19 protein-coding genes are annotated in these 25,329 nt (G+C 64.6%); 9 read left to right on the top strand and 10 right to left on the bottom strand.

Annotation, left to right across the window (positions count from 1 at the left end; all coding sequences use genetic code 11):
* Positions 1-255: 255 nt before the first annotated feature.
* The 4 genes from GGD63_RS39260 to GGD63_RS39245 all read right to left on the bottom strand — a co-directional run bounded on the left by GGD63_RS39260 (position 256) and on the right by GGD63_RS39245 (position 6,562).
* Positions 256-1,086 carry an MlaD family protein gene (locus GGD63_RS39260; RefSeq protein WP_183250551.1) on the bottom strand — a complete coding sequence of 277 codons (831 nt, stop codon included), beginning with the start codon at positions 1,084-1,086 and terminating at the stop codon, positions 256-258.
* 126 nt (positions 1,087-1,212) lie between these two features.
* Entirely contained in the window at positions 1,213-3,429 is a 2,217-nt protein-coding gene (locus GGD63_RS39255) for an acetate--CoA ligase family protein (protein ID WP_183250550.1), read from the bottom strand.
* Positions 3,430-3,562: 133 nt separating this feature from the next.
* Positions 3,563-4,132, bottom strand: coding sequence for a class GN sortase (locus tag GGD63_RS39250; protein ID WP_183250549.1), 570 nt, complete (start codon positions 4,130-4,132; stop codon positions 3,563-3,565).
* A 165-nt stretch (positions 4,133-4,297) separates the two neighbouring features.
* Positions 4,298-6,562: a marine proteobacterial sortase target protein gene (locus GGD63_RS39245; protein WP_183250548.1), complete on the bottom strand. Its 2,265-nt coding sequence runs from the start codon at positions 6,560-6,562 to the stop codon at positions 4,298-4,300.
* 184 nt (positions 6,563-6,746) lie between these two features.
* On the opposite strand from GGD63_RS39245, the gene GGD63_RS39240 reads away from it, so the two are divergent.
* Positions 6,747-7,508 carry a helix-turn-helix transcriptional regulator gene (locus GGD63_RS39240; RefSeq protein ID WP_183250547.1) on the top strand — a complete coding sequence of 254 codons (762 nt, stop codon included), beginning with the start codon at positions 6,747-6,749 and terminating at the stop codon, positions 7,506-7,508.
* Between the two features lie 97 nt (positions 7,509-7,605).
* On the opposite strand, the gene GGD63_RS39235 is transcribed toward GGD63_RS39240, so the two are convergent.
* Positions 7,606-9,156, bottom strand: coding sequence for a long-chain fatty acid--CoA ligase (locus GGD63_RS39235; RefSeq protein WP_183250546.1), 1,551 nt, complete (start codon positions 9,154-9,156; stop codon positions 7,606-7,608).
* Positions 9,157-9,419: 263 nt separating this feature from the next.
* Between GGD63_RS39235 and GGD63_RS39230 the strand changes: the two genes are divergently transcribed.
* The 8 genes from GGD63_RS39230 (at position 9,420) to GGD63_RS39195 (ending at position 19,393) form a co-directional block, all read left to right on the top strand.
* The gene (locus GGD63_RS39230) at positions 9,420-10,556 is read left to right on the top strand and encodes an acyl-CoA dehydrogenase family protein (RefSeq protein WP_183250545.1); all 1,137 of its coding nucleotides are present in this window, start codon (positions 9,420-9,422) and stop codon (positions 10,554-10,556) included.
* 123 nt (positions 10,557-10,679) lie between these two features.
* Positions 10,680-11,846 carry an acyl-CoA dehydrogenase family protein gene (locus tag GGD63_RS39225; RefSeq protein ID WP_183250544.1) on the top strand — a complete coding sequence of 389 codons (1,167 nt, stop codon included), beginning with the start codon at positions 10,680-10,682 and terminating at the stop codon, positions 11,844-11,846.
* A complete protein-coding gene (locus tag GGD63_RS39220) occupies positions 11,843-12,499 on the top strand; it encodes a glutathione S-transferase family protein (RefSeq protein WP_183250543.1) in 657 nt (218 codons plus the stop codon). Before GGD63_RS39225 ends, GGD63_RS39220 begins: the two co-directional genes overlap by 4 nt.
* A 205-nt stretch (positions 12,500-12,704) precedes the next feature.
* Positions 12,705-13,505 carry a helix-turn-helix domain-containing protein gene (locus tag GGD63_RS39215; protein WP_183250542.1) on the top strand — a complete coding sequence of 267 codons (801 nt, stop codon included), beginning with the start codon at positions 12,705-12,707 and terminating at the stop codon, positions 13,503-13,505.
* Between the two features lie 232 nt (positions 13,506-13,737).
* Entirely contained in the window at positions 13,738-14,604 is an 867-nt protein-coding gene (locus GGD63_RS39210) for a 3-keto-5-aminohexanoate cleavage protein (RefSeq protein ID WP_183250541.1), read from the top strand.
* Positions 14,605-14,717: 113 nt separating this feature from the next.
* Positions 14,718-16,334 carry an acyl-CoA carboxylase subunit beta gene (locus GGD63_RS39205; protein ID WP_183250540.1) on the top strand — a complete coding sequence of 539 codons (1,617 nt, stop codon included), beginning with the start codon at positions 14,718-14,720 and terminating at the stop codon, positions 16,332-16,334.
* Positions 16,331-18,307 (top strand): acetyl-CoA carboxylase biotin carboxylase subunit, encoded by a 1,977-nt coding sequence (locus tag GGD63_RS39200; protein ID WP_183250539.1) that lies wholly within the window; start codon positions 16,331-16,333, stop codon positions 18,305-18,307. The genes GGD63_RS39205 and GGD63_RS39200 overlap by 4 nt, the downstream gene beginning before the upstream one ends.
* A gap of 285 nt (positions 18,308-18,592) precedes the next feature.
* Positions 18,593-19,393 carry a hypothetical protein gene (locus GGD63_RS39195; protein ID WP_183250538.1) on the top strand — a complete coding sequence of 267 codons (801 nt, stop codon included), beginning with the start codon at positions 18,593-18,595 and terminating at the stop codon, positions 19,391-19,393.
* Positions 19,394-19,514: 121 nt separating this feature from the next.
* Here the strand turns inward: GGD63_RS39195 and GGD63_RS39190 are convergent, their stop codons facing one another.
* Genes GGD63_RS39190 through GGD63_RS39170 form a run of 5 tightly spaced genes read right to left on the bottom strand, consistent with a single transcriptional unit; the run spans position 19,515 to position 24,993 of the window.
* Entirely contained in the window at positions 19,515-20,510 is a 996-nt protein-coding gene (locus GGD63_RS39190; RefSeq protein WP_183250537.1) for an ABC transporter ATP-binding protein, read from the bottom strand.
* The gene (locus GGD63_RS39185; protein WP_183250536.1) at positions 20,507-21,514 is read right to left on the bottom strand and encodes an ABC transporter ATP-binding protein; all 1,008 of its coding nucleotides are present in this window, start codon (positions 21,512-21,514) and stop codon (positions 20,507-20,509) included. Before GGD63_RS39185 ends, GGD63_RS39190 begins: the two co-directional genes overlap by 4 nt.
* A complete protein-coding gene (locus GGD63_RS39180) occupies positions 21,514-22,407 on the bottom strand; it encodes an ABC transporter permease (protein ID WP_183250535.1) in 894 nt (297 codons plus the stop codon). The genes GGD63_RS39185 and GGD63_RS39180 overlap by 1 nt, the downstream gene beginning before the upstream one ends.
* A 9-nt stretch (positions 22,408-22,416) precedes the next feature.
* Positions 22,417-23,364, bottom strand: coding sequence for an ABC transporter permease (locus tag GGD63_RS39175; RefSeq protein ID WP_183250534.1), 948 nt, complete (start codon positions 23,362-23,364; stop codon positions 22,417-22,419).
* A 30-nt stretch (positions 23,365-23,394) separates the two neighbouring features.
* Positions 23,395-24,993 (bottom strand): ABC transporter substrate-binding protein, encoded by a 1,599-nt coding sequence (locus GGD63_RS39170; RefSeq protein WP_183250533.1) that lies wholly within the window; start codon positions 24,991-24,993, stop codon positions 23,395-23,397.
* Positions 24,994-25,329 lie beyond the last annotated feature (336 nt).

Raw genomic sequence — 25,329 nt, 5'->3', positions numbered from 1 at the left:
TCCGACACCCCCAATCAATCGAGTGTCGTCCTCAGAATCCATATTGCAATTCAACGCAATAGGCCCACAAAAATCATATGCGATTCCCCTGCCCTGGAGGGGGAGGGTCGATCGCGCGTAGCGCGAGCGGGGTGGGGTGATCTCTCCACTCGGGCACCGCATGCCGGGTAGCACCTTCACCCCACCTCGAATCGCATTTCGCTTTGCTTCATGCGATCCGATCCTCCCCCTCCAGGGGAGGATAAGAAAGAAACGTCACTGCTTCTTCTGCGGAGGCTTGCGCGGCGGGCGCGGGGCTGCAGCGGGTGTCGGCGTGCCGGCCATCTTGTTGGCGGTCTCGCTGACGTCGAGCAGCGAGCGGCGAATGTCCTCGAGATAGCTCGCAGACTTCTTCTTCATGGTGTCAGCGAGCTCGCGCAGCCCCTGCACCTTCTCGAACAGCTCGTCGGCCTTGCCGTCAACGAAGCCGGGCACCACGCCCTCGATCTTCGTGACCGCCTTGTCGAAGCCCGCAAAGGCGGTGTCGACCTTGGCCATCACGGAATCGATCTCGCCGCCCTTGCTCCTGAGATCGGCGGTGTTGGTCTCGAATGTGCGCAGGCCCTCCTTGATCGCAGGCGCGTTGCTCACAATCGTGCGGTCGACACTATGCAGGGTGTCGACGATGGATTCGGCGTCGCTGAGATCGGCGGTCAGCACGGGGATGCCATCCGAGTCCAGCGGCACCGGCGGCGCGGAGGGCGCGCCTCCGATCAGCGAGATCGCGGCAACGCCGGTGAGCCCCTGGAACTCGATGCCCGCCACGGTGTCCTTGCGGATCGGTGCGGTGTTGTCGAGCATCACCAGCGCCACGATTCTGCGCGGACTGTCCAGCTTGATCGACAGGATCTGGCCGGCGGGCACACCATCGAAATTGACCGGCCCACCGCGACGCAGGCCGCTGGCGGAACCGCCCTCGAACACCACGCGCAACTGGCTGCGGCTCTGGATGGTGCGCCATTTCTGCATGCCGAGCACGCCACCGAACGCCACGGCGATCACCGCCAGTGTCGCCGTTCCGATCACCACATTGCTCGCGCGTGCCATGAGGCTGAGTCTACGGCCAAAGCGGGGAAGTTGGAAGAAGGCCGCGATGGTACATCGGGCGGGTTAACGACTTGTCCGCCGAAGCTCGAAGAGCGTAGGCGGAAGCGTAACCAGCCTCACCCAACATCAATGCCCGGCCGCACGCTTTGCCGCAGCATTGTTCAGCACGATCAGCGCATCGACGGCCACACCCGTCGTGGCATTGATCAGGAACGGGTTGATGTCGATCGAGGCGATCCGGTCCCCGGCATCCGCGATCAGATTGGCCAGGCCGACAAGCGCCTTCACCGCGGATGTCTCGTGCAGGGCAGGCTTGCCGCGATAGCCGCGCATCTTGATGCCGGCCTTGGTGCGGCCGATCAGGAGCCGCGCCTCGGCTTCGTCCAGCGGCGCGCCGGCGAGGGCGACGTCCTTCATCAGCTCGATGTCGATGCCCCCGGTGCCGAACAGCACGACCGGGCCCATCTCGGCATCGAGCGAGGCGCCGACCACGAGCTCGAGATCGGCCTTGACCTGCTGTGCGATCAGGATGCCGTCGAGCCTCGGCTTGCCCTTCAGCTTCGCCACCCGCGCGGTGATGTCGGCGAACGCCTTCTTCACGTCGGCCGCGCTGTTGAGGTTCAGCACCACGCCGCCGATGTCCGACTTGTGCAGGATCTCGGCGCTGACGACTTTCGCCACGACCGGAAAACCGATCTGCTTGGCGATCTTCACCGCCTCTGCCGCCGTCTGCGCGATCGCTTCCTTCGAGATCGGAATGCCATAGGCCTTCAGCAGCTTCTTCGAGGCGACCTCGTCGAGCGCGGCGCCGTTCGCCGAGTTCAGCGCCTTTTCCAGCACGGCGCGTGCGGCGGGCTTCGAGCTCGATACGATGTCGGGCACCTCCTTGCACAGCTTCGCATAGGCGAGCAGCGACTTGATCGCGGTCACGGCGCGGTCCATGCCCTGCATCACCGCGAGATGCGGCAACGATTTGCGAAATCCCTTCGTGAACTCGGTGAAGCCGATTGACATCGCGCTGATATAGATCACGGGCTTGGCGGCGCGGCTTGCCATCTCGTTGACGATGCGCAGGTTACGCTCGCGCAGCTCGTGCGGCGCCTTGGGCAGCTCGGCATCGACGATGACGATGTCGATATCCGGGTCGTCGATCATCAGCTTGATCGACTTCATGTAGACGGAGGGATCGACCACTGCGGCAAAGCCGGCGTCGAGCGGGTTGCCGACGATCGAGCCCGGCCCGAGCATCTTTGCCAGCTCCGAGCCGACATGCGGGCTCAGCGGCGCGAAGTTGAGGCCTTCGGCGTAGAAGGCGTCAAGCAGCATGCCACGCTTGCCGCCGGACAGCGTGACAGCGGCGAGCCGGTCGCCCTTCGGTACGGCTGCGTGAACGAAGCATTCGGTGGTCTCGATCAACTCATCGAGGCCGTCGACGCGGATCACGCCTTCGCGCGTTGCGATGGCATCGAACGTCTCGATCGATCCTGCCAGCGCCCCGGTATGCGCCATCGCCGCGGCGCGGCCGCCCTCGGATGCGCCGAGCTTGAGCGCAATCACCGGCTTGCTGGCGGCGCGCGCCGCCTTGCAGGCATCGCGGAACGCCTTGGTGTTGCGGACCCCTTCGAGATAGACCACGATCACCCTGATGCTCGGATCCTCGGCGAAATAACGCATCAGGTCTGGCGTCTCGAGCCCGGCCTCGTTGCCTGTGGTCACCATGTAGCCGACCCCGACGCCGCGATCCTCCAGCGCCTGACGGATCGCCATGACGATGGCGCCGGATTGGCCGGCGATCGCCACCGCGCCCTGTTCCATGGTGACGATTCGATCGTCGATATTGGTGAAGAGCTTTTCGCCGGCGCTCAAATTGCCGAGGCAGTTCGGGCCGGTGACCGCGAGACCCGTCTCGCGCACCGCCGTCTGCAATTCGGCAGCGAGCCTCTGGCTTTCGTCGTCCTGCAGCTCGCTGAAGCCCGAGGTGACGATGGTGGCTGAGCGCGCGCCGGCCGCGGCGGCCTCGCGGATCACCTGCACGGCGAAGCGCGCCGGCACCAGCACCAGAACGTGATCGGGCTTTTCGGGAAGGCTCGTAAAATCCTTGTAGCAGCGGACGCCCCAGATGCTCTCGCGTTTGGCATTGACCGGATAGAGCCCGCCCTCGAAACCGTATTTGACCAGATTGTTCCAGATGCGCTCGGCATAATTACCGGGCTTGTCGGTTGCGCCCACCAGCACGATGTTGTGCGGGTGCAGCATGGCATGAATTCCCTTGACGATGTCGCTGGCATCTGGCGGCGAAGACCATGGACGGAACGCGGACGCAGCAGACACATGGGCTTCCATGGAGACCTCACCTGTTGTTCTTCTTTGGTGTCGCGTCACTCTGTTCTATGGCGAGTCCTTTGGCAACTGTGTGGCTGGTATGCCGTGTGGTGGAATGATGTGCGCATCGGTGCGTGTCAGTCCGATCGGAGATCTATCTGTCGGCTCCAATCAATGTTGCATGCAGGATGTAGCGCTCGGGGCCGGAGGTGACGGCGTCGAATGGCCAGCAGGTTGCGAGAATGAGCTCGAAACCTTGTGTCGTGGCATCGATGCCCGATGCATCGAAGCGGACCACGGCCGAGGAATCCGCGCGATAGCGAATGTGTCGACCGTCGCTGCGTGTGACGTCGATGATGTCACCCATGGCAACATTCCGCAGGAAGCGGAAATGAGTGTCGCGGTGCGCGGCATAGACGGCAATCCCGCGTTCGCCCGCATCAGCCGTGTGCTGGATATGGCCGGGTCCGAAAGCGAGCGCCTGTCCGCTCGCGCCTTCCAGCACGATGGCGCTGGCGCCGATCCGCTTGACCTCGATTCGCGCGACCGGCCAGGTGTCGGCCCACGACCACGGCTTGACCGCCTGTCCCGTCGCAATGCTTCGGTCGAACGCCCGCTCCAGCAGCACCTGCGCCAGCCACGCCTTGGCGTGGATATAGACGCCGTCGCCGAACAGGATGAAGCCGATCAAGGCCAATAGCAGGGGAGAGATGAGGCGGGGCATTGTCCTTCCCGTCATTGCGAGCGTAGCGAAGCAATCCAGAGTCTCTCCGCGGAGGCAGCCTGGATTGCTTCGCTGCGCTCGCAATGACGATCAAAAAGGGCGCGCGCGGCCGTTATGGGACGGGCAGCCGCGCGCGCTAACAGAGGAGTTCGGGGGGCTCCTCTCTCAAGCGGCGTCAGTGAGCAAGGGCTGACGCCGGTTGAACACGAACAGGATCAGGGCGAGGACGATCAGAACCAGGCCTGCGATCATCTTCAGCTCGGCTGAGGTTGCCGTCTTGGGCAGGCGGATCGCATCGGGCGCGGCGGGCGTCGGCCGTCGCGTCGCCGGCTGATTGCGCGCGTCGGCGTGACGCTCGCGCAGCTGTGTCGGCGTCAGATGCGGCCGTTCGCCGAACACCTTCTCGAAATCCCAGCCGGCCGGCAGATTGATCGGCAAGTCACTGAGCTTGAGCAGTTCGCCCTCGGGCCGGCTCGGCGTCTTGTCGACCGCGACGAGGCTGGTGAGCCGCGTGACGATCTGATGGTCGAGCGCCAGCGCCAGGATCGCCTTGTCGGAGTCTTCGGGCGTCATCTCGTGCAGGGTGCGCGCCACCTCCGCATCGCCGATCTTGCGCCTGGCCCAGAGCTTGGACAGACCCTTGCCTTCGGCTGCGTTTTGCAGCGGCAGCGTCACCGACCACGGACGGTCACCGACCCGTCCCCTGATCTCGAGCGAGCCCGCGAGCTTGTCGAGCCTCGCCGCCAGCACCAGCGGCTCATCGCGATAGACATCGGGAATGATCGCCGGGGTGACGTCGGCCCTGGCGTCGGAGAATTTTGCGGTGAGGCCGGTCACCGCAGGATTTTCCAGCTTGGCGAACAGGCCGCGCATGCGCTCCTCGACCTGCTCGACCGAGCCGATATGGGTGAAGGCACCGCGGCCGAGCTCGGCAGCGCGCGTCATCAGATAGGTGTTGGGTGCAGACCCGATGCCGACCATGAACACGCGCGAGCGGCCGCGCATCGCCGTGATGGTCTCGAACAATTGCTGCTCATTGCCGATCGCGCCGTCGGTCAGGAATACGACCTGGCGAACAATGTTCGTGTCACTGATCTTGTCGGTCAGCGCGGCGCGCATCGCCGGCACCATCTCGGTGCCGCCGCGCGCCTGCAACGCGCTGACGAACGCGGTCGCTTCGCGGACATGGGCGGCATCCGCCGGCACGGAGGCCGGAAACAACACGTCCATGGTGTCGTCGAAACGGATCACGTTGAAGCGGTCATTCGGCTGCAGCCGGCCGAGCGCGTAGAGCAGGCTCGCCTTGGCCTGAACCATGGACGTGCCGCCCATCGAGCCGGAATTGTCGATGACGAACACGACCTCGCGCGGCAGTGGCTTCTGCGTCGCCTGCTCGGCGCTCGGCGGGGTGATGAAGGCGAGCAGGTAATCGGCATCGCCGACATGCTCGCGGAACAGCCCGACCGACGGCGCCTTCTCGGCGGCCGGCTTCCAGCTCAGCTCGAAATCGCGGTCGGCGGGGACAGCGCCATCAGTGAGCGTGATGATGCGCGTCGCATTATTAGGGCTTTCGGTCTTGACGTTATGGTGGTGGCTCCTGACCTCGCCGAGCGCGAAGCCGGCCTTCAGGCGCACCGTGATGCTGGTCGGGTTGACCGGTGCATTCCTGGCGGGATCCAGCACGGGCGGGGAGATGCGGTCGCGATCCGGCACCGGCTCTGACGTCGTCGCGCCCCAGCCGGAGCCATCCTTGCGGAAGTCCACGCTCTGCACAATCGGCGCCGGATTGTAGCGCGGAGCCACCACCAGCGGCAGACGCAGCGAATATTCATTGCCCGACTGATGCACAGGCTCCTGATATTCGATCTGCACTAGCACGGTCTCGCCGGGGCCGATATTGGCGACCGAGTTGGTGAAGATGTTGGGCCGCTCCTGCTCGGTCAACGCGGCCTTCTGGCCGGCGCTGCGCGCCTGCTCGTAGATCACGCGGGCCTGCTGCCGCTCCTTGATGTCGCCGACGATGACGCGGTCGCCGACCACCATCTTCAGCGTGTCGACCGCGCCGTCGGTTGCGAGCGGATAGACATAGGTGGCTTCGACCCAGTCCCTGGTCGGATTGCGGAACACCTGCGTGACGCGGGCGCGCAGCGTCGGGCCCGATACCGTGATGTCGATGTCGGTGCCGAGGCGGATCGCCTCGGTAGTGGCACCGTCCTCCTTCAACAGGAGACTGCCGGACCTGGCGTCGCCGGGCTGCAGCAGGCTGGCCTGTTCGGTCGTCGCCGACCAGCCCGTGCCGAAGCTCACCAGCAGGGCCACGAAGGCGACCAGCATCACCGCGATGCTCTGCGCGAGAAGGAATAATCCGACCTTGATCAGCCGGCCCAGCAGGGGGTGTTCGTCGCTGTCGGCTGTGTCGTAGGTGTCCATTGGCCTGCTCCCGAAGCATGTTTGGTGGCCTTCAGCATTCGCCTGGAGGGCATGATTTCGCGAGCAGAATGATCGGCAATGTTCCGCCGCGGCCGGCCTGGGCAGGCTGGCGCCAGGCGGCCATGTGCGGTTTTGTGCTGCTTTGTCCGCCCTGCTAGAATGGGACTCCAAGGCAGGGTTGACGATGCAGACGCAGGCCGACAAGCAGCTTTCGGACGAGCAGAGCCGCGAGATCGCGGAAACCATTCGCGAGGAGCTGGCCAGACGCCGGATCTCGCGGCAGGCGCTGGCCGAGCAGGCCAAGCTTAGTCTGTCGACGCTGGAGAAGGTTCTCGGCGGCCGCCGGCCGTTCACGCTGGCGACGACGGTCCGGCTGGAGCAGGCGCTGGGCGTGTCCTTGCGCAAGGGCGCCGCCGTGGTGACGCCTCCGGCCGCAAATGACGTCGCGCCGGACAGCCTCGGCTCCTATGCGCATCGCGCGGTGACCTGGCTCGAGGACGTCTACATCACGCTGCGGCCGTCCTTCGGTGACAAGGACGCGATTTTCGCCTACCGCACCGAGATCGTCTGGGAGCCGAAGGTCTCATCGCTGGTCTTCCGCGAGGGGGAGCGGACGGATACCGCCTATGAGCACACCGGCGAGGTCGCCGTTCCCCACCAGTCCGGATTCATCTATCTCGTCATCATCAAGCACGGCCAGCATCGCGTGATCACGGTGTCGCGGCCGACGGTCGCCGGCGAGATGTACGGTATCATCTCGACGCTACGCGCCGGTCCCGGCTCGCAGCTGACGCCGATTGCTGCGCCGATCGCCTATGTGCCGCTCAAAAATATTCTGAAGCCGTCCCTGGGACGGGTCGCGCCCGACGACGCCAACTACGCCTTGTATCGAAAGCACCTGCGCCGCACGGTGGAAGAGCCGTTCGCGCTGTTCCTGCCGGCATAGGGTCAGCTTTTCTTGTTCTTCATGGAAATTCCTTGGGTTTCTTGTGGGCTGGGGCAGGCACTTCAAAAAAGAAAGGCGCCCGCAAGGGGCGCTCCGATCAGGCGTTGGCGACTTTCTTGTCGACCTCCGAGGCAGCGGAGAATTCCTTGCGCAACGTCGGCTTATGGATCTTGCCAGTGGCGTTGCGAGGTAACGCACCGACGAAGCGAATCTGGCGCGGACATTTGAAGCGCGCCAGATTGGCCGCGCAATGCGCGAACACATCCGCCTCGGTCAGCCGCTGGCCCGGTTTGACCGCGACGATGGCGAGGCCGACCTCGCCCCATTGCGGATCGGGAATGCCGATCACCGCGGCTTCCGCGATCGCGGTGAGCTGGTGCAGGACGTTCTCGACCTCGGCCGGATAGACGTTCTCGCCGCCGGAGATGTACATGTCCTTCCAGCGGTCAACGATGTAGTAGAAGCCCTCCTCGTCGACGCGGGTCGCATCGCCGGTGTGCAGCCAGCCGTCGGTGAAGGATGTCTTGTTCGCCTCCGGCCTGTTCCAGTAGCCCGGCGTGATGTTCGGCCCCTTTACCCAGAGCTCGCCGAGTTCGCCGACATCGGCATCGCTGCCGTCGGGCCGCACGATCCGGACCTCGGTGTGCAGCACCGGCTTGCCGGCCGAGCCCGCTTTCCGCGCCGCATCCTCGCGGTCGAGCACCAGCACGGCCGGCGAGGTCTCGGTCATGCCGTAGCCCTGCTGAAGCGCGACGCCGCGTGCCTCCCACACCTTCAACAGCGGCACCGGCATCGGTGCGCCGCCGACCCCGCCGACGATCAGCCGGCTGAGGTCGGTCGTCGCGAAGGCTGGATGCTGCGCCATGAACTGGTAGATCGCGGGCACGCCGAAGAACACGTTGATGCCCTGCGCGGGATCGTTGATCAGGCCGAGCGCCGTGCCGGGATCGAAGGCGCGCATGATCATGACCGTGCCGCCAGCGTGCAGCACCGGATTGGTGTAGCAATTCAGACCACCGGTGTGGAACAGCGGCAGCACGGTGAGCAGCACCGAGGACGGCCCGATGCAGGCGGGGCCGCCGAGATTGACGCAATTCCAGAAGGTCATGCCATGGGTGATGGTCGCACCCTTGGGATGACCCGTGGTGCCCGACGTGTACATGATGGTCGAGACGTCATCGAGCGTGACCTCCTCGATCCGATCGAGCGGCTTTGCGGCGGCGATGCCGGCCTCATAGGTGCCATCAGGGCCAAGCAGCAGGCTGGTCGCAACGTTGCAGAGCTTTGCGACGGCGAGCGCGGTCGCGGCCAGATCGATATCGTGGATCATCACCTTCGGCGCGCAATCGGCGGTGATGAACTGAAGCTCGGGGACGGTGAGGCGGGTGTTCAGCGGCACGAAGATCGCACCCAACCGGCCGCAGGCGAACTGCACCTCAAGCGTATCGGTTGTGTTCAGCGCCAGCACCGCGACGTGGTCGCCGCGCGAGACCTTCAGCGTGTGACGCAGGAACGAGGCGAGGCGCGAGACGCGGGCGTCAAACTGCGAATAGCTGAAGCGGCGCTCGCTCGCGAGGTCGATGAGCGCGACTTTGTTCGGCGTGCGGCGGCTATGGTGGGCGATCCAGTCGTAGTAACGAACGGCCACAAATCCCTCCCTCGGCGGTGTGCCGCCTGTATCCTCTTGCAGGGCACCATGCCCGGCGTGGCCGCGAGGGCCAGCCGGAGTTTGTGCACCACGTCTTTTTTGATTTGGAGTTGGCCTGCGAGGGACGAAAATCGTCTTGCGTTGAGTTGCTAGGAGATAAGGTGCTCCGGAGCAGTTCCTCCGGTCAGCCACTCTGCGCAAGTGAACGGCAAATGTTCCAGCCATGGTGGACGCGACGAATCCGCCAAGAGGGCGAGACTGCAATGAAGAGCCCATTCTATACCGCCGAGCACGACGCCTTCCGCGACGTCATGCGCCGCTTCGTAGAGAAGGAGATCGCCCCGTTCGCCCATGAATGGGACGAGGCCGGCGAATTCCCCCGCGAGCTCTATCGCAAGGCGGCCGACATTGGCCTGCTGGGGCTCGGATTCCCCGAGGAATATGGCGGCATCGCCGCCGACCAGTTCATGAAGATCGTCGCCAGCCAGGAATTGGCGCGCGCCGGCGCCGGCGGCGTCAGCGCCAGCCTGATGAGCCACACTATCGGCTCGCCGCCGATCGCGCGTGCGGCGCGGGCCGAGGTGAAGGCGCGCGTGCTGCCGCAGGTGCTTTCAGGCGAGAAGATCTCCGCGCTCGCGATCACCGAGCCGGGCGGTGGTTCCGACGTTGCAAATCTCCACACCCGAGCGCGGCGCGACGGTGATCACTACGTCGTGACCGGCGAGAAGACCTTCATCACCTCCGGTGTGCGCGCGGACTATCTGACCGTTGCAGTGCGCACCGGCGGCGCGGGCGCCGGCGGTGTCAGCCTGCTCCTGATCGAGGGCGATACGCCCGGCCTGTCCAGGACCAAGCTGAAGAAGATGGGCTGGTGGGCCTCCGACACCGCGACGCTGCATTTCGACGAATGCCGGGTGCCGGCCGAGAATTTGATCGGCGAGGAAGGCCACGGCTTCAAGATCATCATGCAGAATTTCAACAGCGAGCGAATGGGCATGGCGGCGAGCTGCACCGCCTTCGCGCGCGTCTGCCTCGACGAGGCGATCACCTACGCGAAGGAACGCAAGACCTTCGGCAAGCCGCTCGTCCAGCACCAGGTCATCAGGCACAAGATCGTGGACATGGCGCAGAAAGTCGCCGCCAGTCAGGCGATGCTGGAGATGCTGGCCTGGCGGCTCGAGCATGGCGAGAGCCCGGTCGCCGAAATCTGCATGATGAAGAACCAGGCGACGCAGACCATGGCGTTCTGCGCCTCGGAGGCCGTGCAGATTTTTGGCGGCGCCGGCTTCATGCGCGGCATCAAGGCCGAGCGCATCTACCGCGAGGTCAAGGTCAACGCCATCGGCGGCGGCACCGAGGAGATCATGAAGGATCTGGCGTCGCGGCAGATGGGGTTGTGACCTTCTGTCATTCCGGGGCGTGCGCAAGGCGCACGAGCCCGGAATCCATCTGGCTCCAGACTCCGTAGAGGAATGGATTCCGGGTTCGCGCTTCGCGCGCCCCGGAATGACAAAGGGGGCAAAATGCTATTCACCGCCGACCACGACGACATCCGTCGCTCCTTACAAAAATTCATCGCCAACGAGATCAATCCTCATGTCGATGAGTGGGAGAGGGCCGACATCTTCCCGGCGCATGAGCTGTTCAAGAAGATGGGCAGCCTCGGCTTCCTCGGCCTGAACAAGCCGGTCGAGTTCGGCGGCTCGGGCCTCGACTATTCCTATGCGCTGATGATGGCGGAGGAGCTGGGCGCCATTACCTGCGGCGGCGTGCCGATGGCGATCGGGGTGCAGACCGACATGGCGACGCCCGCGCTGGCGCGGTTCGGCTCGGACGAGGTGCGCCGCGAATTCCTTAGCCCCTCGATCTCCGGCGACTTCGTCGCCTGCATCGGCGTTTCGGAGCCCGGCGCGGGCTCCGACGTCGCCTCGATCAAGACCAATGCGCGCTCCGACGGCGACGATTACGTCATCAACGGCGGCAAGATGTGGATCACCAACGGCACCCAGGCCGACTGGATCTGCCTGCTCGCCAACACCGGCGATGGTCCGGTTCACCGCAACAAATCGCTGATCTGCGTGCCCATGAAGAGCAAGGGCGTCACGGTCGCCCGAAAGCTGGACAAGATGGGCATGCGCTCGTCGGACACCGCGCAGATCTTCTTCGACAATGTCCGCGTGCCCAAGCGCAACCGGATCGGCGAGGAGGGCAAGGGCTTTACCTACCAGATGATCCAGTTCCAGGAGGAGCGGCTCTGGGGCGCGGCGGCCTGCCTGAAGGCGCACGAATACATCATCGACCAGACCATCGAGTACACCCGCAACCGCAAGGCTTTCGGCCACAGCATCCTCGACAACCAGGTCGTGCACTTCAAGCTCGCGGAGATGCAGACCGAGGTCGAGCTGCTGCGCGCGCTGATCTATCGCGCTGGTGAGCAACTGGTGGCGGGCGAGGACGTGACGCGGCTCGCGACCATGGCCAAGCTCAAGGCCGGCCGGCTCGGCCGCGAACTCACCGACGCCTGCTTGCAATATTGGGGCGGAATGGGCTTTACCAACGAGACGCCGGTCAGCCGCGCCTATCGCGACAGCCGCCTGACCTCGATCGGCGGCGGCGCCGACGAGGTGATGCTGATGGTCCTGTGCAAGATGATGGGGACGCTGCCTGGCAGCAAAGGGAATGCATCATGATCACGCTCTATCACTGCGACGCCGCGCGCTCCTTCCGCCCGCTCTGGATGCTGGAGGAGATGGGGCTTCCCTACGAATTGAAGATGCTGCCGTTCCCGCCGCGGGTCTTCGCCAAGGACTATCTCGGCATCAATCCGCTCGGCACGATCCCCTTCATGATCGACGGCGAGACCAGGATGACGGAATCCTCCGGCATCTGCCATTACCTCGGCATCAAATATGGTCCGACCCCTTTGATGGTCGGCCTGGAAGATCCCGCCTATGGCGCCTTCCTGAACTGGATGTATTTCAGCGACGCCACGTTAACCTTCCCGCAGACGCTGGTGCTCCGCTACACCCAGCTCGAACCGGAGGAGCGCCGCAATCCGCAGGTCGCCACCGATTACGCAAAATGGTTCCTGGGCCGGCTGCGCGCCGTTGAGGCGGCCACCGCGAATGCCGAAACCTTATGCGCTGGCCGCTTCACCGCCGCGGACATTGTCATCGGGTATGCGCTTCGCCTCGCCGACAGTATCGGTCTGGCGAAGGATTTCGGGCCAAATGTCGCAGCCTATTGGGCGCGCCTGCAGCAGCGCGACGGCTTCAAACGCGCCGTTGCTGCGGAGCAAAAGGCCGGCGTTGAGCAGAATGTTGCGCCACGGGTGAGGGCGTAAGGGAGTCTGTCATTCCGGGGCGCGCAATAGCGCGAACCCGGAGTCTCGCGCAGCAATCTCGAGGTTCCGGGTTCGGTCCAATGGACCGCCCCGGAACGACAGCGCGTGTTTTCATGACAGCGCTATCCCGTCGTGACAGCGCCCAAATTTCCGCTAAGGTGACCTCCGTCCGCAGCGGCCAGAGAGCCGCGCGAGGAGGAGCCCAATGGAATATAACGGTCGCGAATCCGACCACCTGATGCTGATCACGCCGGAGCGGGTATTTTATGCCGGCCTGCTCGGCCGCCCCCGCAAGCGGACGCCCGGCTGCTGCCACGTCTATGTGGCGGTGAAGGGCAATCTGCACCTGACCATCGACGACTCTCTCGCCACCGGCGAGCTGTTCGTCACCCTGCCGAACCAGCGGCATTCCATTGCCAGCGACTACCGCACCGTGATCAGCGTGACGCTCGAGCCGGAGAGCATGCCGGATGGTGTGATCGAGGCCCTGGCCCAGCGGCTGATGGGACCCGATCGGGCCGTCTATGCCCGAAAAATTCTTGCCGCCTATGCGCTGCTGCGCCAGCGCCGCTATGGCGACATCACGACCGCCGAATTCGACGAGATGTGCTTTGGCGAGGCGCTGCCGCGCCGCCGTCTCGATCCGCGCGTGACGCGCGCGGTCGCCCGCATCGAGCGCTTCTCCGGCGAGCCGGTGACGGCGGATACCTGCGCCGCCGAAGCGGGGCTCTCCGCCTCGCGCTTCCTGCATTTGTTCAAGGAGGAGACCGGCATCTCGTTCCGCTCCTTCCGGGCCTGGAAGCGTGCGCGGCATCTCTTGCACTTCGCCAACCAGGACCTCAACCTCGCCCATCTCGCGCAGGACATCGGCTATCCCGATTCCACCCATTTCAGCCACTCGATCCGCCGCTTCTATGGCCTCAAGCCGCGCGCGATCTTCGTCGGCTCGCGCGACCTTGCGATCTACCGCAGCACCGAGACGGTGCGGCTCGCGGAGGCGGGCTAACACCGGTCTTGTAGGGTGGGCAAAGGCGCTCTTGCGCCGTGCCCACCACCTCTCGGCAACTGGCAAAGATGGTGGGCACGCTTCCGCCTTCGCTCTTCGAGCTACGGCGGACAAGTCGCTTTGCCCACCCTACGATAGCTCGTCTTTAGCTAGCTTCTCCGCGCAAGAAGCCGCATGTCGCGCGTCACATGATCGCAACCGTTGAATTCTCAACGTGCGAGACATTGAACGCATGAGCGACAAGGCCGTCATCACCTGCGCGCTGAACGGCGTGCTCACCGACCCTAGGCAGCACAACGTGCCCGTGACGCCCGAGCAGATGGCGCGCGAGGCCAAGGCTGCGTTGGATGCCGGCGCGTCCATCATGCACATCCATTTGCGCCAGCAGGCGCCGGGCAAGGGGCATCTGCCGTCCTGGGAAGTCAGCGTCAGCAAGGAAATCCAGCAGGCGATCCGCGAGGCCTGTCCCGGCGTCATCATCAACCACACCTCGGGCGTGTCGGGGCCGAACTATTCTGGCGCGCTCGACTGCATCCGCGAGACCAGGCCGGAGATCGCCGCCTGCAATGCCGGCTCGCTGAATTACCTGAAGGTGAAGGCAGACAATACCTGGGCCTGGCCGCCGATGATGTTCGACAACGCGGTCGAGAAGGTGAAGGACTATCTCGACGTCATGAACGCCGTCGGCACCATCCCGGAGTTCGAATGCTTCGACGTCGGCATCGTCCGCTGCGTCGGCATGTACCACCAGGTCGGCATGTACAAGGGTCCGCTCGAATACAATTTCGTCATGGGCGTTGCTTCCGGCATGCCTGCCGACCCTGAATTGCTGCCGATCCTGGTCAAGCTGAAGCGCCCCGAGGCGCATTGGCAGGTCACTGCCATCGGCCGCGAGGAGATCTGGCCGCTGCACCAGCGCTGCGCCGAGCTCGGCGGCCATCTGCGCACTGGTCTGGAGGACACCTTCTATCTCGCCGACGGCACAAAGGTGACCTCGAACGGCGAGCTCATCGAGGCCGTCGCCGCCTGCGCAAGGCGCGCCGGCCGCGAGATCGCAAGCCCGGCCGAGGCGCGGAAGATCTTTGGGACGAATCGCTGAAGGTAGCCTCAACCGTCATTGCGAGCGAAGCGAAGCAATCCAGAATCTCTCCGCGGAAACAGACTGGATTGCTTCGTCGCTTCGCTCCTCGCAATGACGGGTAGGATAGAGTCATGTCCATTCTCGAAAACACCATTTCCCCCGGCAGCGCCGGCTACCACGCCAACCGCGACGGCATGCTCGCGCTGATCGACCGCATGCGCGCGCTGGAAGAGCGCACGCGCGCGGCGTCGGCCGCGGCGAAGGACCGCTTCCACAAGCGTGGCCAATTGCTGCCGCGCGAGCGCGTCGCGCTGGTGCTCGATCCCGGTGCGCCCTTCATCGAGCTGTCGACGCTCGCCGGCTACATGTTCGACGTGCCCGATCCCAATAAGAGCGTGCCCGGCGGCGGCGTCATCGCGGGCATCGGCTTCGTCGCGGGCATCCGCTGCATGGTCAGCGCCAGCGATTCCGGCATCGATGCCGGCGCGCTGCAACCTTACGGCCTCGACAAGACGCTGCGGGTGCAGGAGCTCGCGCTGGAGAACAAGCTGCCTTATGTCCAGCTCGTCGAAAGCGCCGGCGCCAATTTGTTGCGCTACCGCGTCGAGGATTTTGTCCGCGGCGGCAACATCTTTCGCAACCTGGCGCGGCTGTCGGCGGCGGGACTGCCGGTCGTCACCGTCACGCACGGCTCCTCCACCGCGGGCGGCGCGTATCAAACGGGTCTCTCCGACTACATCGTCATGGTCCGCGGCCGTACCCGCGCCTTCCTTGCGGGACCGCCGCTGCTGAAGGCCGCAACCGGCGAGATCGCGACGGAGGAAGAACTCGGCGGCGCCGAGATGCACACGCAAATCTCCGGCCTCGGCGACTATCTCGCCGAGGACGATCGCGACGGCTTGCGCATCGCGCGCGAGATCATGGCGGCGATGGAATGGGAGCGTCCGGGCAGGACGGCTCAGCAATTCAAGCCGCCGCGCTACGACCAGGACGAGCTGCTCGGCATCATGCCGATGGACCACAAGCGTCCTGTCGACATGAAGCAGGTGATCGCGCGCATCATCGACGATTCCGACTTCACCGAGATGGCGCCGAATTACGGCCCGGCCACGGTCTGCGGCCATGCCCGCATCGAGGGTCAGGCGATCGGCATCATCACCAACAACGGCCCGCTCGATCCCGCAGGCGCCAACAAGGCGACGCATTTCATCCAGGCCTGCTGCCAGACCCGCACGCCGATCCTCTATCTCAACAACACCACCGGCTACATGGTCGGCAAGGCCTATGAAGAAGCCGGCATGATCAAGCACGGCTCGAAGATGATCCAGGCCGTGACCTCGGCGACGGTGCCGCAGATCACGATCTATTGCGGCGCCTCGTTCGGCGCCGGCAATTACGGCATGTGCGGCCGCGGCTTCCATCCGCGCTTCTGCTTCTCCTGGCCCAATGCCAAGACGGCGGTGATGGGCGGCGAGCAGGCGGCCGAGACCATGGCGATCGTGACCGAGGCCGCGGCGGCGCGCCGCGGCAAGCCGATCGAGAAGGACAAGCTCGACGCCATGAAGGCGCAGATCATCGGCGTGTTCGACGGCCAGATGGACGTGTTCTCCACCAGCGCCCGCGTGCTCGACGACGGCGTCATCGATCCGCGCGACACCCGTGCGGTGCTCTCAGAGGTGCTCGCGATCTGCCGCGAGGGCGATGCACGAACGCCCCAGCGCATGCAATTCTCGGTGGCCCGCCCATGAGAAACGGATCAGTGCATCACCGACCGTTCTTCAAGGTCCTGGTCGCCAATCGCGGCGAGATCGCACTTCGTGTGATGCGCAGCGCGCGGCGGCTCGGCCTCGGCGTCGTCGTGGTCTATTCCGATGCGGATCGCGACGCGCTCCACGTGCGGCAGGCCGATCAGGCCGCGCGCATCGGCGAAGCTTTGCCGGCACAGTCCTATCTCAACATCCCCGCGATCATTGCCGCAGCGAAGGCGAGCGGAGCAGATGCCGTTCATCCCGGCTACGGCTTCCTCGCCGAGAACGAGGATTTTGCGCAAGCCTGCAAGGATGCCGGCCTCGTCTTCATCGGCCCCTCGCCGCAGGCGATCGAGGCGATGGGCAACAAGGCCGGCGCCAAGGAGATCATGAAGAAGGCTGGCGTGCCTACCGTGCCCGGCTATCAGGGCACTGAGCAGGGCGACGAGGTCATGCTCGCGGAGGCCAAGAAGATCGGCTTCCCCGTGATGATCAAGGCGGTGGCCGGCGGCGGCGGCCGCGGCATGCGGCTTGTCACCGATGCGGCGTCGTTCCCCGACGCGCTACGCAGTGCGCGGTCGGAGGCAAAGGCAGCATTCGGCGATCCCTCTGTCATTCTCGAGCGCGCCATCCAGAATCCCCGCCACATCGAGATCCAGGTGTTCGGCGACAGCCACGGCAATGCCATCCATCTCGGCGAGCGCGACTGCTCGGTGCAGCGGCGGCACCAGAAGCTGATCGAGGAGGCGCCATCGCCCGCGGTCACGCCCGAGCTGCGCGAGAAGATGGGGGAGGTCGCGGTCGCGGCGGTGAAGGCGCTGCGCTACGAGGGGGCGGGGACGCTGGAGTTCCTGCTCGACGAACGCGGCGAGTTCTACTTCATGGAGATGAACACCCGCCTGCAGGTCGAGCATCCCGTCACCGAGGCGATCACCGGGCTCGATCTCGTCGAGCTGCAGCTGCGCATCGCGCGCGGCGAACCCTTGCCGGTGAAGCAGCAGGACATCCGCTTCACAGGCCATGCCATCGAGGTACGGCTCTGCTCGGAAGATGCCGCGCAGGATTTCATGCCGCAGTCCGGCCGCATGGCGCGTTGGCAGGTGCCTGATGGCATTCGCGTCGAGCACGCGCTGCAGTCGGGCTCCGAGATTCCGCCGTTCTACGATTCCATGATCGCCAAGGTGATCAGCCACGGCGCTACGCGCGAGGAAGCGAGGGGGCGGCTGATCGTCGGCCTTGAGCAGTTCACGGCGTTCGGCGTGACAACCAATCAGGCGTTCCTGATGTCGTGCCTGCGTCATCCCGGCTTTGCCAGGGGCGAAGCGACGACGGCCTTCATCGGCGCGCACCGCGACGAGCTGCTTGCTCCACGCGCGAACGCCGCATTCGACATGGCGCTGGCGGGCCTGCTGCTCTACGTCACAAACCCGCGCGCGCCGTCATGGCAGGGCGGCCGGAGTCTTGCCGCCACCTTCCCGCTGTCGGCGAAGATCGAAATCGCCGGCCAGACGCACGAACTCGAAGTCACGCGCGAGCGCAATGGCAGCTACACGGTCGCCACCAACGGCCGGAGAGACAAGTTCGAAATCGACCAGATCGATCCCGACGCCATCCGCTTCCGCCACGACGGTGTCATGGACAGCGCAAAGTTCCTGCGCGACGGCGACCGGCTCTACCTTCAGCACCGCGGCATTCCGCTAACCGTCACCGATCTCACCCTCGCCGCGCCGAAAGCGGCGGTAACGAATGGCGGCGACGGCAAGGTCCGCGCCGCCATGAATGGCCGCGTCGTCGCTGTCCTCGTCAAGCCGGGTGACCGCGTCACCGCGGGCCAGCCGGTGCTGACGCTGGAAGCGATGAAGATGGAGCACGTCCACAAGGCCGGCATCGACGGCGTGATCGCCGCGATCGACGTCGCCGAAGGCGAGCAGGTCACGACCGGCAGGATCGTGGCGGAGATCGGGGCGGGGTAGTGCCGCAAACGTGGTCTCGTGGGGTGGGCAAAGGCGTGAAGCGCCGTGCCCACCGTTATGCGTCGATGGCATCCTCGGTGGTGGGCACGCTTCCGCCGTCGCTCTTCGAGCTACGGCGGACAGGCCGCTTTGCCACCCTACGGCACCGGCCGTTGTCGCGACCAGAATTATCAATGATTTCAATGAGGTTTGATTGCTCAACGCCGGCGGACGATTTATATTGAACAATGTTCATGTATGGTCTACAAATATTGAACGTTGTTCAATGCATATCGAGAGGCCAGCATGTTGCGCGCACGTGACCAAGCCCAAGTGACCGATGCCCTGCTTCCGTCCATGTCCGGCCGGCGCTCCTTCGCTCCATTCCAAACCCGCGAGAAATGTCTCATTGGCGCACTCTTCCTCCTGGCACTGGCGGCACTTGTCGCGCCCGCGATGCCTGCCGCTGCGTGGCACATCCCGCATTTCGTCGACACCCGCAGCTGGCTCGGCGTGCCCAACGCCGGCGACGTGCTGAGCAATCTCGCTTTCCTCGCGCTGGGCGTCTGGGGCACAGAGCGACTACGCGCCCGCAATGATGCGCCCGTGGGTGCAAGCTGGTTTTTTGTCGGACTGATCCTGACTTGCTTGGGCTCAGGCTTCTATCACCTCGACCCTGATATGCCGCAACGGCTCGTGGCCGATCGTCTCGGCATGGCGGTTGCGTTCGCGGGATTTCTGGCCATCGCGACCAGCGAGCGCATCAGTATGCGCGCGGGTGAGGCAGTGTTGGTGCTGATGATGGTTGCGGGCCTGCTCGCGGCCTGGGTGGCACGCGAGAATCTGACGCCATGGGTGGTCGTGCAGTTCGGCGGCATGGCGCTCGCTGTCGGACTGGCGCTGACACGTCCTCGGCCCGGTGCGCTTGGTGTGCCGCTTGGCGGCGTGATTGTCTTCTATGTGCTGGCCAAGCTGTTCGAGCTCGGCGATGTGACAGTGTTCGAAGCGACGGGGCACATGGTCTCGGGTCACACGCTCAAGCATCTCGCTGCCGCGCTTGCGGCGTGGCCGGTGATCCGGGCGTTACGCGATCGTGGGGTGGGTTAGCCTGCGGCCGCGCGAAGCGCAGTCCGCTGGGCGTAACCCACCACTTCTGTCACCGCGGAGATCAAAGAGGTGGGTTAGCCAAACGGCCTGCGCTTCGCACAGTCCGCTTGGCTAACCCACCCTACGAAGTTGCGTTGCTCCGGCCAGTCCCTTCGTTCAGCAAACACGCCACCTGATGCCCATCACCCGCATCCACCAGTGCCGGCCGCTCCGTCTTGCATCGCTCCATCGCAAAGCGGCATCGGGTGTGAAACGCGCAGCCTGACGGTGGATTGACGGGACTCGGCACATCGCCGTCGACCAGCGGCGCAAGCTTCTTTGCTAGCGGATTGGCGATCGGCACCGAGGCGAGCAGGGCCTGCGTATAGGGATGCCTCGGATTACGGAACAGCTCGTCCTTGTCGGCGATCTCGACGATGCGGCCGAGATACATCACCGCGACCCGGTGACTGATATGGGCGACCACGGCGAGGTCGTGCGCTATGAAGAGATAGGAGAAGCCGTGCCGGCGCTGCAGGTCGATCAGGAGGTTGATCACCTGTGCCTGGATCGAGACGTCGAGCGCGGATACCGGCTCGTCGCAGACGATCAGGCGCGGCTCCAGCGCGAGCGCGCGTGCGATGCAGATACGCTGGCGCTGCCCGCCTGAAAACTGATGCGGAAAATTGCCCATCTGGTCGGGCCGCAGGCCTACCTGCTCGAACAGTTTTGCGACCCGCGCCTCCAGCTCCTTGCCGCTCGCAAGCCCATGCACGGCGAGCGGCTCGCCGACGATGTCGCCTGCGGTCATGCGCGGGTTGAGCGAGGCAAACGGGTCCTGGAACACGATCTGCATCGAACGGCGGTGCGGGCGCAGCGCCGTCTTGGACAGATGGGTGATGTCCTCGCCGTCGAGACGGATCTGTCCCGACGTCGGCTCGACCAGCCGCAGCACGCTGCGCGCCACCGTCGACTTCCCGCACCCGGATTCGCCGACGAGGCCGAGCGTCTCGCCGGCATGAAGCGAGAACGAGACGCCGTCGACCGAGTGCACGGTGCCGACCTGCCGTCGCAGCACGCCGGCGCGCACCGGATAATGTTTCTTGAGGTCGGTGACCTCGAGCAGCGCCTCGGTCATGCCACCTCCGCGACTTCTTCGGCGCGCCAGCAGGCGGCGAGATGGCCGCCGCCCCAATCCGCCAGCGGCGGATATTCGGCCTCGCAACGTTTGATGGCGAGCTTGCAGCGTGGCGCGAAGGCGCAACCCTTTGGCAGCCGCACCAGCGAGGGCACCGTGCCCGGGATTTCGTTCAGCCGCGCTGGTGCGGCGACGCCGGATGCCGGGACGGCCGGGATCGAGGCCATCAGCCCGCGCGTATAGGGATGCTTGGGCGCGGCGAACAGCGCTTCGACGCTGGCCTCCTCGACCTTTCGCCCCGCATACATCACGATCACGCGCTGCGCCGTCTGCGCGACCACGCCAAGATCGTGCGTGATCAGCACGAGCCCGGTGCCGAGCTCCTTTTGCAAATCGAGGATCAGCGCCAGAATCTGCGCCTGAATGGTGACGTCGAGCGCGGTGGTCGGCTCGTCCGCGATCAGCAGCGCCGGCCGGCACGCCAGCGCCATCGCGATCATCGCACGCTGGCGCATGCCGCCGGACAGCTGATGCGGATATTCGCGCGCGCGCCGTGCCGGTTCGGGGATGCGAACCAGCCGCAGCATCTCGACCGCGATGCTTTGCGCTTCCTTCGCCGAGATGTTCCGGTGCAGCCGCACGGCCTCGACGATCTGGTCGCCGATCCGCATCACCGGATTGAGCGAGGTCATCGGCTCCTGGAAGATCATGGAGATGCGATTGCCCCTGACGGCGCGCATCTGCGCTTCATCCAGCGACAGCAGGTCGGTGCCTTCGAGCGTAACAGAGCCGCCGACGATGCGGCCGGGCGGATCGGGCACCAGCCGCATCAGGGAGAGCGCGGTCACGCTTTTGCCGCAGCCGGACTCGCCGACGATCGCCAGCGTCTCGCCGCGCTTCACGGTGAAGGAGACGTCATCGACGGCCTTGAACAGGCCTGAGCTCGTGAAGAACACCGTCTTCAGGTTCTTCACCTCGAGCACGATATCGGATTTCTGTGCCATCAGCCGCGCTGCCGGGGATCGAGGATGTCGCGCAGGGCGTCGCCAAACAAATTGGCGCCGAACACGGCGAGGCTGATCGCGATGCCGGGGAAGATCACCAGCCACGGCGCGGTGCGGACATATTCGGCGGCTGATTCGGAGAGCATGCGGCCCCATGACGGATAAGGCTCGGGAATGCCGAGGCCGAGGAAGGAGAGCGAGGCTTCGGTGAGAATGGTCGAGCCCAGCTGGGCGGTGGCGAGTACGATCAGCGGCGCCAGCGTGTTCGGCAGCACGTGACGGAGCGCGATGCGCATCTCGCTCATGCCGATCGACTTGGCGGCTTCGACGAAGGGCTGTTCACGCAGCGCCAACGTGTTGGCCCGGATGACGCGCGACACGGTCGGGATCAGCGGAATGGCGATGGCGATGATGACATTCGGCAAGGACGGACCGAGCGCAGCCGTCATGATCAGCGCCAGCACCAGCAGCGGCAGCGCCTGCAGCACGTCGGAGACGCGCTGGAACACCAGATCGACCCAGCCGGAGAGATAGCCGGAAGTGAGCCCGACGATGACGCCGATCGTGCCGCCTAGCGCGGTCGAGCCGATGCCGACGGCCAGCGAAATGCGTGCACCGTGGATGATGCGGCTGAACACGTCACGGCCGAATGAGTCCGTCCCCATCCAGTGCGCGAGACTCGGGCGCATCAGCGCACGCGCGGAATCGACTGTGAGGGGATCATAGCGCGCGATGAAATCGGCAAAGATTGCGGTGAACACGAACACCGTCATGATGACGAGCCCGGCCGCGCCCAGCACATGCCGCTGCGCCATGAAGAGTACGCGCCGCCACCCGCCGGTGGCATGCGCCCCGGCCCGTCTCAGTTCAACATCAAAGTCAATCGCGGCCAAGCGGCTCTCCTAATCCGTGTACCGGATACGCGGGTCGAACACCGCGTACAGCATGTCGACAATGAAGTTCGCGAACACCACCACCACCGCAATGAACATCACGAGGTTCTGCACGATCGGATAGTCGCGCCAGCGGATCGCCTCGACCAGGAAGCGTGCGACGCCGGGGATGTTGAATACGGTCTCGGTGACGATCAGGCCGCCGATCAGGAACGCCGCTTCGATGCCGATCACGGTGATGACGGGCAGGATCGCGTTTTTCAACGCGTGGTGATAGTTCACGGCGGCCTCGGAGGCGCCCTTGGCGCGCGCGGTGCGGATATAGTCCTGCCGCAGCACTTCGAGCATCGAGGATCGCGTGATGCGCATGGTCAGGGCGGCGCTGCGGAAGCCGACGGCGGCGGCCGGCACGGCGTAGGTCGCGAACGCTTCGAGCCAGGTCTGCGGATTGGGATTGAAGATCGGCATCTGGTTGAACATCGCCACCGACGCGGTCAGGATCAGCAGGCCGAGCCAGAACGAGGGCAGCGACAGGCCGCTGAGGCTGACGACGCGCAGAGCGTAGTCCAGCCGTGTGCCCTGCTTCACGGCGCTAATGACGCCGAGCGGTATGCCGATCGAGGCCGAGAACAGCAGCGCGAGGCCGGCTAGGCGCGCCGTGATCGGAATCCGCGGCAGGATCTCCTGCAGCGCCGGCTTCTCCGAGACATAGGAATAACCAAAGTCGCCGCGCAGAAAACCGCTGATCCAGTGCCAATATTGCACGATCAGCGGGCGGTCGATGCCGAGCTCCTTCTCCAGATTGGCCTTGTCGGCGGGGTCGACATAGCCGGCGGCGGCAAACAGGATGTCGACGATGTTGCCGGGCACGATGCGCAGCAGGAAGAAGATGACGACCGAGATCCCGAACAGGGTCACGAGCATCAGGAACAGGCGCCGCACCAGATAGGCAAACATCCCGCGCCCTCCCGTCGAGCCGTTAGCGCGCTACTTGTCCATCCAAACGTCTTCGTACCGGTACCCATTATACGAGCTGTTCGACATCACCGTCACGCCCCTGACGTAGGGCTGCCAGCAGGTGCCCATCCGGCTATGGAAGATGATCGGGCGGGCGACGTCCTCCTGCAACTTCTTGTCGATGTCCCACACCAGTTTCTTGCGTTTGGCGATATCGATCTCCTGCGACTGCACGTCGAACAGCTTCTCGATCTCCTTGTTGCAGTAATTGGTGTAGTTGCGCTCGGAGCCGCAGGAATAGTTCTCGTAGAACGACTGGTCGGGATCGTCGACGGCGTTGCCGGTGAGATTGAGCCCGATCATGTAATCCTTGCGCGCGACCTTCGGGAACCAGTTCGCGGTTTCCACCACGTCCAGCTCGCCGTCGATATAGATGCTCTTGAGCTGGTCGATCAGGATCACCGCGGGATCGCGGTAGACCGGGATGTTGCGGGTCGAGATCTTGACGGCGAGATGCTTGTCCGGGCCATATCCGGCCTTCTGCATCAGCTTCTTCGCTTCCTCGCGATTGGCGTTCACGTCGGGGCCGTAGCCGGGGATGGTCTCGAGCATCTCCTTCGGCATGCCCCACAGGCCGTTCGGCGGTGGCAGCATGGTGCCGCCGATGTCGCCCTGGCCCTCGAACATGATCGAGATGAAGGCCTTACGATCGAGCGCCAGCGCCATGGCGCGGCGGACGTCGACATTGTCGAACGGCGGCGCCGACGAGTTGACGATGATGTTGGTCGAGACGTTGGTCGGTGCGATCTCGCAGATCGCGTTCGGCGCCTGCGACTTGACGTCCTTCACCAGCGGGATGGTCACCTCGGTTGGGAAGGTCATGTCGAACTTGCCGGCTACGAAGGCGAGGATCGCGGTTGAGCGGTTCGGGATGATGGTGAACTCGATGCCGTCGAGATAGGGCCGGCCCTTCTTCCAATAGTCGGGATTGCGCGTCAGCTTGATCGATTCATTGGCCTTGAACTCGACGAACTTGAAGGGACCGGTGCCGATCGGGTGGGTGCGCATGTCGCCCGGCGAGACGTGGCAGGGATAGACCGGCGTATAGCCCGAGGCGAGCAGCGCCAGCAGCGAGGGCTGCGGCCGCTTCAGGTTGAACGAGACCTCGAAATCGCCGTTGGTCGAGACGTCATTGACCTCGTTGTACCAGGCTTTGCGCGGATTCTGCCGGAACTTCTGCTGTGACTTGCCCATCAGCATGTCGAAGGTGCATTTGACGTCGGCCGAGGTGAACGGCTTGCCGTCGTGCCATTTCACGCCCTGGCGCAATTTGAAGGTCAGAGTCTTGTTGTCGTTTACCCAGGCCCAGCTCTCGGCGAGATCCGGGATGATGTTGTCCATCCTGTTCTGCGCCTCGTTCTGCTTGTAGATGACGAGGTTGTTGAAGACCGGCATGAAGGGAATGTTGACCGAATAGGTCGCGCCTTCATGGATCGACGCATTGCCGGGGCTGTCGCGATGATACATCCGCAGGATACCGCCCTGCTTGGGCTCGCCGGCGAATGCAATGGTCGAAAACGCCAGCAAAGATAGCACCGCCGTCGCGGCGAGCGCCCGCACGCTCCGCATCCTCGTCCTCCCTGGACATTAGTCTCTTGGGCCTTTTCCGGCCTGTTTGTCAGGACGATAGCCGACGCGTGTGGAGGGAGGCAACCGGCAAGGCCGCTCACTCTCTTGGTAATTCGGATGACGTAAGGCCGCACGCGGCGGCCTTTCATAATGTGAGAGTGCAGGTGCGAACGGTTCCTGCGCGGGCGTTTCTCTCGACTGCTGCAACAAACTCCACCGTCGTCCCGGACAAGCGCGCCCTAAGCGCGCGCAGATCCGGGACCCATATGTGGACGGCCCCCGTGGCACAAGAGCATTTTGAGGTTTGATCGGATCGCTTGCATCCATATGTCCGGC

Origin of the sequence: Bradyrhizobium sp. cir1, from assembly GCF_014198245.1 — a bacterium.
GTDB lineage: Bacteria > Pseudomonadota > Alphaproteobacteria > Rhizobiales > Xanthobacteraceae > Bradyrhizobium.
The sequence above is the reverse complement of the archived record's forward strand: the minus strand, read 5'-3'. Positions and strand labels throughout refer to the sequence as shown.

Coding starts and splice junctions, on each gene's coding strand:
- GGD63_RS39175 (WP_183250534.1), bottom strand. CDS start 23,364: ATGTTTGCCTATCTGGTGCGGCGCCTGTTCCTGATGCTCGTGACCCTG.
- GGD63_RS39190 (WP_183250537.1), bottom strand. CDS start 20,510: ATGACCGAGGCGCTGCTCGAGGTCACCGACCTCAAGAAACATTATCCG.
- GGD63_RS39260 (WP_183250551.1), bottom strand. CDS start 1,086: ATGGCACGCGCGAGCAATGTGGTGATCGGAACGGCGACACTGGCGGTG.
- GGD63_RS39250 (WP_183250549.1), bottom strand. CDS start 4,132: ATGCCCCGCCTCATCTCTCCCCTGCTATTGGCCTTGATCGGCTTCATC.
- GGD63_RS39200 (WP_183250539.1), top strand. CDS start 16,331: ATGAGAAACGGATCAGTGCATCACCGACCGTTCTTCAAGGTCCTGGTC.
- GGD63_RS39255 (WP_183250550.1), bottom strand. CDS start 3,429: ATGGAAGCCCATGTGTCTGCTGCGTCCGCGTTCCGTCCATGGTCTTCG.
- GGD63_RS39215 (WP_183250542.1), top strand. CDS start 12,705: ATGGAATATAACGGTCGCGAATCCGACCACCTGATGCTGATCACGCCG.
- GGD63_RS39205 (WP_183250540.1), top strand. CDS start 14,718: ATGTCCATTCTCGAAAACACCATTTCCCCCGGCAGCGCCGGCTACCAC.
- GGD63_RS39210 (WP_183250541.1), top strand. CDS start 13,738: ATGAGCGACAAGGCCGTCATCACCTGCGCGCTGAACGGCGTGCTCACC.
- GGD63_RS39230 (WP_183250545.1), top strand. CDS start 9,420: ATGAAGAGCCCATTCTATACCGCCGAGCACGACGCCTTCCGCGACGTC.
- GGD63_RS39240 (WP_183250547.1), top strand. CDS start 6,747: ATGCAGACGCAGGCCGACAAGCAGCTTTCGGACGAGCAGAGCCGCGAG.
- GGD63_RS39220 (WP_183250543.1), top strand. CDS start 11,843: ATGATCACGCTCTATCACTGCGACGCCGCGCGCTCCTTCCGCCCGCTC.
- GGD63_RS39225 (WP_183250544.1), top strand. CDS start 10,680: ATGCTATTCACCGCCGACCACGACGACATCCGTCGCTCCTTACAAAAA.
- GGD63_RS39195 (WP_183250538.1), top strand. CDS start 18,593: ATGTTGCGCGCACGTGACCAAGCCCAAGTGACCGATGCCCTGCTTCCG.
- GGD63_RS39185 (WP_183250536.1), bottom strand. CDS start 21,514: ATGGCACAGAAATCCGATATCGTGCTCGAGGTGAAGAACCTGAAGACG.
- GGD63_RS39170 (WP_183250533.1), bottom strand. CDS start 24,993: ATGCGGAGCGTGCGGGCGCTCGCCGCGACGGCGGTGCTATCTTTGCTG.
- GGD63_RS39245 (WP_183250548.1), bottom strand. CDS start 6,562: ATGGACACCTACGACACAGCCGACAGCGACGAACACCCCCTGCTGGGC.